The sequence below is a fragment of the Streptomyces sp. NPDC044061 genome (assembly GCF_056434305.1).
Genome location: NZ_JBWKFL010000001.1, coordinates 248,200 through 259,415, shown reverse-complemented (window position 1 = coordinate 259,415; position 11,216 = coordinate 248,200). Strand labels below are relative to the sequence as shown.

General features: G+C 73.5%; 12 protein-coding genes. 10 read left to right on the top strand and 2 right to left on the bottom strand.

The features are described from left to right. Positions 1–100: 100 nt before the first annotated feature. Genes AC07CM_RS01165 through AC07CM_RS01145 form a run of 5 tightly spaced genes read left to right on the top strand, consistent with a single transcriptional unit; the run spans position 101 to position 3,564 of the window. Complete coding sequence (locus AC07CM_RS01165) at positions 101–346, top strand: flavin reductase family protein (RefSeq protein WP_478874207.1); 246 nt, start codon at positions 101–103, stop codon at positions 344–346. Between the two features lie 53 nt (positions 347–399). Beyond that, positions 400–828, top strand: a complete 429-nt coding sequence (gene panD / locus AC07CM_RS01160) for an aspartate 1-decarboxylase (protein WP_478874206.1) — start codon at positions 400–402, stop codon at positions 826–828. Beyond that, entirely contained in the window at positions 825–1,580 is a 756-nt protein-coding gene (locus AC07CM_RS01155) for an SDR family NAD(P)-dependent oxidoreductase (RefSeq protein WP_478874205.1), read from the top strand. Before panD ends, AC07CM_RS01155 begins: the two co-directional genes overlap by 4 nt. A 50-nt stretch (positions 1,581–1,630) precedes the next feature. After that, positions 1,631–2,443: a phytanoyl-CoA dioxygenase family protein gene (locus AC07CM_RS01150; protein ID WP_478874204.1), complete on the top strand. Its 813-nt coding sequence runs from the start codon at positions 1,631–1,633 to the stop codon at positions 2,441–2,443. After that, positions 2,440–3,564, top strand: a complete 1,125-nt coding sequence (locus tag AC07CM_RS01145) for a zinc-binding dehydrogenase (protein ID WP_478874203.1) — start codon at positions 2,440–2,442, stop codon at positions 3,562–3,564. Before AC07CM_RS01150 ends, AC07CM_RS01145 begins: the two co-directional genes overlap by 4 nt. A 130-nt stretch (positions 3,565–3,694) precedes the next feature. Here the strand turns inward: AC07CM_RS01145 and AC07CM_RS01140 are convergent, their stop codons facing one another. Continuing rightward, positions 3,695–4,531: a helix-turn-helix domain-containing protein gene (locus AC07CM_RS01140; protein WP_478874202.1), complete on the bottom strand. Its 837-nt coding sequence runs from the start codon at positions 4,529–4,531 to the stop codon at positions 3,695–3,697. A gap of 328 nt (positions 4,532–4,859) precedes the next feature. On the opposite strand from AC07CM_RS01140, the gene AC07CM_RS01135 reads away from it, so the two are divergent. The 5 genes from AC07CM_RS01135 to AC07CM_RS01115 all read left to right on the top strand — a co-directional run bounded on the left by AC07CM_RS01135 (position 4,860) and on the right by AC07CM_RS01115 (position 10,856). Then, entirely contained in the window at positions 4,860–6,029 is a 1,170-nt protein-coding gene (locus AC07CM_RS01135) for an MFS transporter (RefSeq protein WP_478874201.1), read from the top strand. Positions 6,030–6,103: 74 nt separating this feature from the next. Further along, positions 6,104–7,912, top strand: coding sequence for a gamma-glutamyltransferase family protein (locus AC07CM_RS01130; protein ID WP_478874200.1), 1,809 nt, complete (start codon positions 6,104–6,106; stop codon positions 7,910–7,912). A 94-nt stretch (positions 7,913–8,006) separates the two neighbouring features. Further along, the gene (locus tag AC07CM_RS01125) at positions 8,007–8,852 is read left to right on the top strand and encodes an inositol monophosphatase family protein (RefSeq protein WP_478874199.1); all 846 of its coding nucleotides are present in this window, start codon (positions 8,007–8,009) and stop codon (positions 8,850–8,852) included. 79 nt (positions 8,853–8,931) lie between these two features. Further along, positions 8,932–10,350, top strand: a complete 1,419-nt coding sequence (locus AC07CM_RS01120) for a phytoene desaturase family protein (RefSeq protein ID WP_478874198.1) — start codon at positions 8,932–8,934, stop codon at positions 10,348–10,350. Then, a complete protein-coding gene (locus tag AC07CM_RS01115; protein ID WP_478874197.1) occupies positions 10,347–10,856 on the top strand; it encodes an O-acetyl-ADP-ribose deacetylase in 510 nt (169 codons plus the stop codon). The genes AC07CM_RS01120 and AC07CM_RS01115 overlap by 4 nt, the downstream gene beginning before the upstream one ends. A gap of 30 nt (positions 10,857–10,886) precedes the next feature. Here AC07CM_RS01115 and AC07CM_RS01110 read toward each other — a convergent pair whose 3' ends face one another. Continuing rightward, positions 10,887–11,195 carry an SHOCT domain-containing protein gene (locus AC07CM_RS01110; protein ID WP_478874196.1) on the bottom strand — a complete coding sequence of 103 codons (309 nt, stop codon included), beginning with the start codon at positions 11,193–11,195 and terminating at the stop codon, positions 10,887–10,889. Between the last annotated feature and the right edge of the window lie 21 nt (positions 11,196–11,216).

Below are 11,216 nucleotides of genomic sequence, written 5' to 3'. Positions count from 1 at the left end.
TGGTACCCACGCCCCCCCCCCCCCACACTCTCCCCGTACTCCCCCCCCGCTGCCCCCCCCTCCCCACCCCCCCACCCCCCCCCCCCCCGGCGCGGCGGAGGTGTTCACCCGCCGCGCCGCGGACCGGTTCGTGGAGGTGTCCTGGCGATCGGGCCCGACCACCGGGCTGCCGGTCCTCGCCGACGACGCGCACGCCGTCGCGGAGTGCCGGGTCGCCGCCCTGCACCCGTGCGGTGACCACACCATCGTCGTCGGCGACGTCCTGCGCAGCGAGGTGCGGACCGCAGCCCCCGCCCCGCTGCTGTACGGCCGGCGCCGGTTCGCCGCCTGGTCGTCCGAGACCTGACCGCACCACACGATTCCCCTCCGTTCCCACACCTACCGGAAAGCGACACGCTGATGCAGCGCACCATGATGAAATCCAAGATCCACCGGGCCACCGTGACCCAGGCGGACCTGCACTACGTGGGGTCCCTGACCATCGACGCGGAGCTGATGGCGGCCGCCGATCTGCTGCCCGGCGAGAAGGTCGACATCGTGGACATCGACAACGGCAACCGGCTGTCCACGTACGTCATCGAGGGCCCCGCCGGTTCCGGTGTCATCGGCATCAACGGTGCCGCCGCCCGGCTGATCAGCCCCGGTGACCTGGTGATCGTCATCTCCTACGCTGACATGGCCGACGCCCAGGCGCGTTCGTTCCTCCCGAGCGTCGTCTTCGTCGACGCCGACAACCGCATCGTGCGGCGCGGCGACGACCCGGCCGACGTACCCGCCGGATTCGGGCTGCTGCGCGGCGACGTACCGGCCGAGGGGACCCCGGTGTGACGGCCACGGCGCAGGCCAGGCCGCTCGCCGTGGTGACCGGCGGCACCCGGGGCATCGGCGCGGCCTTCAGCCGACGTCTCATCACCCTGGGACACCGGGTGATCGCCCTGTACCGGGGTGACGGTAAAGCGGCCGCCGAGGCCGAACGCGCGGGCCGCGGCGATCTCGTCGCCCTGCGTGCCGATCTGTCCCGCCCCAGCGAGGTCCGCACGGCCGCGGCCCGCATCCTCCACCGGTACGGACCGCCCGCCGTGCTGGTCAACAACGCCGGCGTCAACCGGGACCGGCCCTTCCTGTCCATGACCGAACAGGACTGGGACGAGGTGCTGGCCACCAACCTCTCCGGCCCGTTCCACCTCACCCGCGCGCTGGCCCCGGCCATGGTGAAGGCCCGGCGCGGCACCATCGTCAACATCGCGGCCACCACGGCCATCAGACCGCGCGCGTCGGGCGCGAACTACTGCGCGGCCAAAGCCGGCCTGCTGCAGCTCACCAAGTGCCTGGCGCTCGAACTCGCCCCGCACGTCCGGGTCAACGCCTTGTTGCCCGGTTTCACCGACACCCTCGAGGTCGTCGAACGCTACGGCCTCGAGGACCCGCAACGACTCCAAAAGGTGCTGGCCACCATTCCCCAGGGCCGCACCGGCACCCCGGAGGACATCGCCGACGCCCTGGAATACCTCGTCAGCGACCACAGCCGGTATGTCACCGGGCAGCAACTCGTGGTCGACGGCGGCCATTTCATGGGCTGAGTCCGCCCCACAAGCCCCTCGGACGACGGAAGAAGGAAGAAGGAACAGCCATGCGTTTGACCCAGCAGCAGGTGGACGAGTACCACGACAACGGATTCCTGCTCATGGAATCGCTTCTCGGCAGCGACGAGGTACGACAGTTGACCCACGCGTTCCAGCGTGACTGCGACGTGCCCGGCCCGCACCTCGTCACCGAGGACGGCGAGAGCCAGGTGCGCGCCGTCTACGCCTCGCACCGCCGGCAGCCGGAGTACGGCGGCCTGATCCGCGATCCGCGGATCCTCCCGGCCGTCCGCCAGTTGCTCCCCGAGGACGTCTACGTCTACCAGTTCAAGATCAACGCCAAGCCGGCGTTCGGCGGCGACAAGTGGGCCTGGCATCAGGACTACCTGGCCTGGCGGATAGCCGACGGCCTGCCCGCCCCGCTCCAGGTGAACATCGGGGTCTTCCTGGACGACGTGACCGAGTTCAACGGGCCCGTCATCTTCCTGCCCGGTTCCCACCGCGCCGGACTGGTGCACCGGGAGCGCAAGGCCGACGCGAAGTCGGCGCAGCACCTCGATCCCGACGACATCTCCCTGAGCCCGGAGCAGCTCGCCGCCCTCGTGGACCGGCACGGCATGACCAGCCCGAAGGGCCCGGCCGGTTCGGTGGTGTTCTTCTCGCCCGAGATCGTGCACGGCTCCGCGCCCAACATGTCGCCGTGGGCCCGTCGGCTGCTCATCGCCACGTACAACGCCTGCTCCAACCCGCCCCGCCCGCAGGGCGAGCCGCGGCCCGACTACGTGGTGTGCCGCGACACCGCGCCTCTGCGGCCGCTGGAGCACGGTTTCTCCGAAGCTCTGGGGATGGTGACCTCGTGACCGGACGCACCGAACGGGCCGGTCGGGCCGGACGGGCCGTGGTGCTGGAGGAGTTCGGCGCACCGCCCGTGCTGCGCGAGTTCCCCGTGCCGCCGGCACCCGCCGAAGGGATGGTCCTCGACCGCCTGTACGGCGGTATCTGCGGGACGGACCTGCACCTTCAGCAGGGCCATCTGCCCATACCGACACCGCTGGTCCTCGGCCACGAGGGGTACGGCACCGTACTCGAACTCGGCGCGGGCGGCGGCCGGGACGCCCTGGGCGAGCCGCTGTCGGTGGGCGACCCGGTGATGTGGGCCTCCTCCATCGCATGCGGTCTCTGTCCGCCGTGCCGGCTGCACCGCGAACCCACCCTGTGCCAGAACCGGCGCACCTACGGCGTCAACCGTGCCCTCACCGACGGCGTGGCCCTCTCGGGCTCATGGGCGGACCACATCGTCCTCCAGCCGGGTACCACCGTGGTGCGGGCGGCTCCGGGCGTGTCCGCCACAGCGGCGATGGCGCTGGCCTGCGCCGGTCCCACGGTCGTGCACGCCCTGTACGAGCGGCGGCCCGTGCGGCTGGGAGAGACCGTCATCGTCCAGGGCAGCGGCCCGGTCGGGCTGGCCGCGGCGGCCTTCGCCCAGCTCGCCGGAGCGGCACGCGTCATCATCGTCGGCGGTCCCGAAGGGCGACTGGCCGCGGCCGCCGCCGCCGGCATCGGCGACGTGCACCTGGACATCGTGGGCGACACGGACGCCGAGACCGTGCTGCGCGAGGCACGGGCCGCCGCCGGACCGGGCGGCGCCGACCTCGTCATCGAGTGCGCCGGGGTCCCCGACGCGGTGGCCCAGGGCCTGACGCTGGCCCGCAGGGGCGGGTCCTACCTGGTCATCGGCCAGTACACCGACGCCGGTGACACCGAGCTCAATCCGCACCAGATCGTGTACCGGCAGCTCGACGTGATCGGGTCGTGGGCCTTCACCGGCGCGCACCTGGTCGAGTACGTGCGGCTGCTTCCCGCCCTGGCCGCGCGCTTCGACCTGGAGAGCATGGTGACGGCCTACCCGTTGGAGAACCACGCCGAGGCCCTGGCCGACGTGGCGGCGGGCGCCGTCCTGAAGGCCGTACTGACCGGCTGACCGGCCGTGCGGTGAGAGCCCCCGCTCACCGGGCGCCGAAGGGCGTGTCTCCCGTACGTGCCGGACGCCGCCGGCACGCAGAGGTGAGCCCCGCGGGGGCCGGGTCCCGGAACGACCGGGCACCCGGGGCTCATCCACCTGCCTTCAGACGGCGCAGGGCGTCCTCGGAGTCGCGGTCGTCGGGCAGATAGGCCAGGAAGTGGTGCCCGGGCTCGTCCACGGCGGCCAGCTTCACGTACCGCAGGCGCAGTTCGCCCACGGCCGGGTGCCGGAAACGGCGGACCGAGGGCTGGAATCCGGCTGTCTCCCGGCGCTCGTACCAGCGGGCCGCGTCGCCGTCGGACAGCAGCTCGCCGATGAGTTCGGCGAACCGCGGATCGTTCGGCCGGCGAGCCGCCCGGGAACGGAACTGGCCGAGCAGCGCGCGGGCCTCGTGTTCCCAGTCGGCGAGCAGGGTGCGGGCCGGCGGCCAGCGGAACACCAGCCAGAGGAGGTTGCGCTGCTTGGGGTGCAGCCGTGCCGGATCGGTCAGCAGCGCGGCGTACCCGGCGTTCCACGCCAGCAGGTCCCAGTGCGGGTCGAGCACCACGGCGGGGTGCGGTGTCATGGCCTGCACCAGAGTGAGCAGGTTGCGTGACACCCAGGTGGGGGCGTCGGCGGGCGGCCTGCTCTCCTCCACGAACGACAGGACGTGCGCGGTTTCCGCGGCGTCCAGCCGCAGCACCCGCGACACCGCGCGCAGCACCTGCTCCGAGGTGCGCACCCGGCCCTGCTCCAGCCACGTGTACCAGGAGACGCTGATGCCGGCGAGTTCCGCGACCTCGGCCCGCCGCAGCCCCGGTGTCCGACGGCCCGGGGCGTCCGGCAGACCCACGTCCTTCGGCGTCAGCCGTTCACGGCGGGACCGCAGGAAGGCCCCCAGTTCACGACGGGGGGACTCGCCCGGCGGTGCCGGCGCGGTGCTCACCGACCACCGCGCCGGCGCCCGGCCTTGACCGGCGAGGAACCGTGGTCCGCAGCGGGCGGTGCGGAGGTGTCCAGGGGCGACAGCCTGCCGCGCGTCATGGTGCCTCTCCTCCGGACAGCGGGCGTCCGCCCGGCCACGGGCGCCCTCGTCTGATGCTGCCGTCACCAGGCGCGATGCCGAACCGGCAGGCTGTGAGTGATGGTAATAGCCAGCGGTCTCCGCCCCGAGGGGGCCGGTGCTGAACTGGTGGCGGACCGCATCCGCCCAGGATCGGCCCGTCTCTGTCACCCGTTCTCGTCGAACCCTCTCGGAAGGGAGCGTCCACCCCGTGACCACCACCGCGTCGACACCGGTGGCGACCTTGCCCGCGTCCTCCTTGCGGCTGCTGCGCACCGCCGGCTTCGTCAGCAACTTCGACCGCTTCTGCATCGCGCCCATGCTGGTCCTCATCGGCCCCCGGCTCGGGGCCCCGCTCCCCACCGTGGTGCTGGCCGCGAGCGGCTACTACCTCACCTACGGGCTGATGCAGCCGGTGTGGGGGGTGGCCAGCGACCGATGGGGCCGCGTGTGGGTGATGCGGGTGTCGCTCACCGGCGCGGCCCTGGCCGCCCTGGCCTCGGCCCTCGCTCCCGACGCTCCCGTGCTGATCGGGGCCCGAGCCCTGGCCGGCGCGTTCTTCGCCGCCTCCATCGCCGCCTCCTTGACGTACGTGGGCGACACGGTGCCCGCCGCGATACGGCAGCGCCCCCTCAGCGAGCTGATGACCGCGTTCGCGCTGGGCACCGCCGTGGCCACGGTCGTCGCCGGGGCGCTGGCGCACTACCTCACGTGGCGGCTGGTGTTCGCGTTGCCCGGCATCCTCGCCGCCTGCCTGGCGGTGGCCCTGCGCCGCCTGCCCGAGCCCGAGCGGGCGCCCTCCGGATCACTGCTGGCACCCTTCCGCGTGGTCCTGTCCTCGCCGTGGCAGTGGTACGTGATGGCGGTGGCGATGCTGGAGGGGGCGGTGCTCCTCGGCTTCCTGACCTACCTCGCCCCGGCCCTGGAGGCGCGTGGAGTCCCCACCACCCTGGCCGGCGCGGTCGCGGCCCTGTACGGGGTCGGTTCCATGGCGGCGGCACAGGTGGTCAAGCGGCTCGTCGGGCAGTGGTCTCCGGTGGGCCTGATCGTGGCCGGCGGGGCGCAGATGGCCGTGGCGTACCTGCTCGCCGGGTACAGCCAGTCGACCGGGACGCTCGTCCTGGTCGCCCTGCTCCTCGGGGGTGGCTGGTCCTTCATGCACTCCACGATCCAGTCGTGGGCGACGGCGCTGTCCCCGACGGCCCGCGCAACGGGCGTGGCCATGTTCGGTGTTGCCCTGTACGTCGGCAGCGCCGTGGCCAGCGGGCTGGCGGCCTCCACCGCCCAGGCGCACGACTACCGGCCCCTGTTCTGGCTGGCGGCGCTCCTGACCGTGCCCCTGACGACGGCCGCGGCGGTGGGCCGGGCACGCTATCGCTGAGAGGCGGAAATCTCCCCACGGTCCGCTTTGATGTTGGATGGGCCGACCGACGCAGGCGAACACCGAGGTGAGAGATGCAGTTCACGACTCGACCCACGCTTCAGGGCACCTTCGGCATGGTGTCCTCCACGCACTGGCTGGCCTCCCAGTCGGCGATGGCGGTCCTGGAGAACGGCGGCAACGCGTTCGACGCGGCCGTGGCCGGCGCCTTCGTGCTGCACGTGGTGGAGCCGCACCTGAACGGGCCCGCCGGGGAGGTGCCGATCCTGCTCGCCCCGCGGGGCGGTGCGGTGCGTGTGCTGTGCGGGCAGGGCGTGGCCCCGGCCGGTGCCACGATCGCCCACTACCGCAGCCTGGGCCTGGATCTCGTACCCGGCACGGGACCGCTCGCGGCCGCGGTGCCCGGCGCCTTCGACGCCTGGCTGCTGCTCCTGCGCGACCACGGCACCAGGTCCCTCGACGACGTCCTGAAGTACGCCATCGGGTACGCCGAGCACGGGCACGCGCCCGTGGAGAACGTCGGCGCGACCGTGGAGAGCGTCCGGGTGCTGTTCGAGACCGAGTGGACGTCCTCGGCCCGGGTGTACCTGCCCGGCGGCCGCGCGCCCCGGACCGGTGAGCTGCTGCGCAATCCCGCCCTCGCCGCCACCTGGAAGCGGCTGCTCGCCGAGACCGCCGGGGCCGGCGACCGGGAGGCCCGGATCGACGCCGCGCGCGAGGTGTGGCGCACCGGCTTCATCGCCGAGGCCCTGGTACGGCAGTCCCGGCGCCCCACCCTGGACACCAGCGGCGAACGGCACACCGGCACGCTCACCGAGGCCGACCTGGCCGGCTGGTCGGCGTCCTACGAGGCGCCGGTCACGTACGACTGGAACGGCTGGACCGTGTGCAAGGCCGGCCCCTGGAGCCAGGGCCCGGCCTTCCTCCAGCAGCTGGCCCTGCTCCCGCCCGAGCTGCCCGCCTACGGCTCCGCCGAGTACGTCCACCTGCTGGTCGAGGGCTGCAAACTGGCCATGGCCGACCGCGAGGCCTGGTACGGGGACGCCGCCGAGGTGCCGCTCGCCGAGCTGCTGTCGGACGGTTACAACGCCGGCCGGCGGGCGCTCGTCGGCGCCAAGGCGTCGTACGAGCTGCGGCCCGGCGGCCCCGGCGGACGCGTCCCGCGCCTTCCCGCGCAGGCGCACGCACGCGTGGAGGCCGGCGACGCCGCCGGCGTCAACCACATGGGGGCGGGTGAGCCGACCGTCGCGGAGCCCCGCGTGGCCGCCGACGGCGGCACCCGGGGCGACACCTGCCACCTGGACGTCGTCGACCGCTGGGGCAACATGATCGCGGCCACCCCCAGCGGCGGCTGGCTGCAGTCCAACCCGGTCGTGCCCGAACTGGGCTTCCCGCTCGGCACCCGGCTGCAGATGACCTGGCTCGAGGAGGGGCTGCCGAACTCCCTCACCCCCCGCCGCCGCCCCCGCACCACCCTCACCCCGTCCCTGGCGCTGCGCGACGGCGTCCCGGTGCTGGCGTTCGGCACCCCCGGCGGCGACCAGCAGGACCAGTGGCAGCTGCACTTCTTCCTCGCCGCCGTCCTGCGCGCGCCGGTCCGCGGCGGGCTCGACCTGCAGGGCGCCATCGACGCCCCGAACTGGCACAACGACAGCTTCCCCAGCTCCTTCCACCCGCGCGGCCGCCGCCCCGGCAGCGTGACCGTGGAGTCCCGCACGGACCCGGACGTGATCGAGGAGCTGCGGCGGCGCGGCCACGACGTCACCGTCGGCCCCGGCTGGTCGGAGGGCCGCCTGTGCGCGGTCGCCCGGGACCCGGACACCGGCGTCCTGTCGGCAGCGGCCAATCCGCGCGGGATGCAGGGATACGCCGTGGGCCGCTGAGGGCCGCGCCGGCACCTGTTCTTCATCTCGATTCCATCCGGCGGTCACCGGCCGGGCGGGGGGACTGTCAGTGGCCCGTGCTCTCATGGGGGGCATGATCGAAGAAACGGAAACCATCGAAGAGTTTCTCCTGCGCTGCTCGGCCGACGTGGAGGAAGCCGTCCGCAAGGCGGCCGCGGCCGAGATCCTGCCCCGCTTCCGCCACCTCGCCGAGCACGAGGTGGACCAGAAGAGCGGACCGCACGACCTCGTCACCGATGCCGACCGCCTCGCCGAGCGACAGCTCACCGAAGCCCTCGGCGCGCTGCTGCCCGGCTCGGTGGTCGTCGGCGAGGAGGCGGTGCACGGGAACCCGGCGACGTACGGGGCGATCCAGGGCGACGTGCCGGTCTGGATCATCGACCCGGTCGACGGCACCCGGCAGTTCGTGCACGGCGACGACGGCTTCTGCACCCTGGTCGCGCTCGCCCACCGGGGCAGCGTCCTCGCGTCCTGGACCTACGCGCCCGCGCGCGACCAATTCGCCACGGCCGTCCGGGGCCAGGGTGCCTTCCTCGACGGCGAGCGGCTGTTCGCGGGCCCGCCCGCACCCGGCCGCGACCTCGCCGTCGCCACCTCCCACCCCGACTTCACCACCGACGAGCAGAAGAACGCGCTGCGCGCCCTGTGGACCGACGGCCTCGCTCCGCGCCCCTGCGGCTCGGCGGGCCTGGAGTATCTCGCCGTCGCGCGCGGCGAGTTGGACGCCGTCGCGTTCTCCTGGGAGGCCGCCTGGGACCATGCGGCAGGCCTGCTGCTGGTCGAGGAGGCGGGCGGCGCCCACCTGACTCTCACCGGCGAGCCGTTCCGCGTGACGGGCTCCAACGCGCTGCCGTTCACCGCCGCCCGGGACACGGCCACCGCCCGCCGGATCGCGGAGCTGCTGCGCACGGGCGCCTGAGGCCCCCGGTCCCGGGGAGTGTCGGTCCCGCGGCATATCCTGATCCCGAGTGGCCATCGGCTGACGAAGGGGTCCGAAGGTGCCGTCGATGCTCGATGCGGTCGTGGTGGGTGCGGGGCCGAACGGACTGACCGCTGCCGTGGAGCTGGCCCGCCGTGGCTTCTCCGTGGCCCTGTTCGAGGCGCAGCCCACCGTCGGCGGCGGTGCCCGCACCGAGGAGCTGACCCTGCCCGGCTTCCGGCACGACCCGTGCTCGGCCGCCCACCCCCTGGGCATCAACTCGCCCGCGTTCCGCGCTCTGCCCCTGGACCGCTACGGCCTCGAGTGGCTGCACGCCGACCTGCCCATGGCGCACCCGTTCCCGGACGGCAGCGCGGCCGTACTGGCTCGTTCCGTCGCGGAGACGGCGGCCTCCTTCGGCCCGCGCGACGCGGGCGCCTACCGCAGGCTGGTCGCGCCGTTCCTGTCCAAGTGGGACACGCTGGCCCGGGACTTCATGTCCCTGCCGCTGACCGCGCTGCCGCGCGACCCGGTCACCCTCGCCCGCTTCGGCCTGGCCGGGCTGCCGCCCTCCACCTGGCTGATGCACCGCTTCCACGACGAGCGGTTCAAGGCCCTCTTCTCCGGTCTCGTCGCCCATGTGATGGCCCCGCTGGGCGGGTTCGCCACCGGTGCCATCGGCCTGGTCTTCGCGCTCGCCGCCCACGCCCGCGGCTGGCCCGTGGCCCGCGGCGGCTCCCAGGCGATCTCCGACGCCCTCGCCGCCTACCTGGAGGACCTCGGCGGGGCCGTGCACACCGACTACGAGGTCAAGCGGCTGGACGACCTGCCGCCCGCGCGCGCGTACGTCTTCGACACCTCGCCCACCGCGCTCGCCCGTATCGCCGGCTTCGGCGGCCACTACGACCGCTTCCGCTACGGCCCCGGCGTCTTCAAGATCGACTATGCCCTGGACGGCCCGGTTCCCTGGACCGCCCCCGAGGCCCGGGTCGCCGGCACCGTGCAGATCGGCGCGAGCCGGTCCGAGATCGGCGCCGCCCTGCGCGCCGCGTCCCGCGAGGGCCGCGCCCCCGACCCGCCGTTCCTGATCACTGTGCAGCCCAGCGTGGCCGACCCCACCCGGGCCCCCGAGGGCAAGCAGGTCTTCTGGGCCTACGGCCATGTCCCCAACGGCTGGCAGGGCGACCTGACCGATGCCGTGGAACGCCAGCTGGAGCGCTTCGCCCCCGGCTTCCGCGACCGGATCCTCGCCCGCGCCACGGCCGGCCCGGCCGAGATGGCCGCCCGCAACGCCAACTACGTCGGCGGCGACATCGCCTGCGGCGCGGCCTCCGGGCTCCAGCTCCTGCTGCGCCCCAGACTGTCCCTGTTCCCGTACCACACCCCCCACCCGGCGGTCTTCATCTGCTCCTCGGCGACCCCGCCGGGACCCGGGGTGCACGGCATGTCGGGGCACAACGCGGCCAAGGCCGTGTGGAGGAGGCTGAGACAGCCATGACCGCCATCACCCTCGTCCAGGGCGACATCACCGGTGTGAGCGCCGACGCGATCGTCAACGCCGCCAACTCCTCGCTGCTCGGTGGCGGAGGCGTGGACGGCGCGATCCACCGCCGCGGCGGCCCCGCGATCCTGGAGGAGTGCCGCAAGCTGCGCGCCGCCAAGTACGGCAAGGGCCTGCCCACGGGCCAGGCGGTCGCCACCACGGCGGGCGACCTGGACGCCCGCTGGGTCGTCCACACCGTCGGCCCCGTCTGGTCCGCCACCGAGGACCGCTCCGCACTGCTCGCCTCCTGCTACCGCGAGTCCCTCCGGGTGGCCGACGAACTCGGCGCCCGCACGGTCGCGTTCCCGGCCGTCTCCACCGGCGTCTACCGGTGGCCGATGCGGGACGCGGCCCGCATCGCCGTGGAGACGGTGCGGGCCGCGCGGACCGGGGTCGAGGAGGTCACGTTCGTCCTCTTCGACGACCAGGCGTACGAGGCGTTCGCCGCGCAGCTCGGCTGAGGGCGCGCGGGCGGACCCGGCCGTGCGGGGTCAGCCCAGGAGCATCCGCTTCTGGCTCTCGAACTCCGCGTCCGTCAGGACTCCCTGCGCCTTCAGGTCGGCCAGCTGCTTGAGCTGATCGATCTTCTGCGTCATCTCGTCACCGGCTGGGGGCGGCGGCGCGGCGGGAGCGGGCGGCGCCTGCTGCTGTGCGTACTGCTGCTGTTCGTACTGTTGCTGCTGCTCGTAGTCCTGTTGCGCCCATCGGCCCGCCTGCCGCCGCGAGACCCGGTTGGACACGGCGGTGGCGGTTCCGGCGACGACGGCGGTGCGTGCGACGCCCCTAAGCAGTCCGGGCATGTTCGGTCATCTCCCAAGGGT

Bases quoted from the DNA above. Each gene is read 5' to 3' on its own strand.
- panD (WP_478874206.1), top strand. From the start codon at position 400: ATGCAGCGCACCATGATGAAATCCAAGATCCACCGGGCCACCGTGACC.
- AC07CM_RS01150 (WP_478874204.1), top strand. From the start codon at position 1,631: ATGCGTTTGACCCAGCAGCAGGTGGACGAGTACCACGACAACGGATTC.
- AC07CM_RS01110 (WP_478874196.1), bottom strand. From the start codon at position 11,195: ATGCCCGGACTGCTTAGGGGCGTCGCACGCACCGCCGTCGTCGCCGGA.
- AC07CM_RS01125 (WP_478874199.1), top strand. From the start codon at position 8,007: ATGATCGAAGAAACGGAAACCATCGAAGAGTTTCTCCTGCGCTGCTCG.
- AC07CM_RS01130 (WP_478874200.1), top strand. From the start codon at position 6,104: ATGCAGTTCACGACTCGACCCACGCTTCAGGGCACCTTCGGCATGGTG.
- AC07CM_RS01115 (WP_478874197.1), top strand. From the start codon at position 10,347: ATGACCGCCATCACCCTCGTCCAGGGCGACATCACCGGTGTGAGCGCC.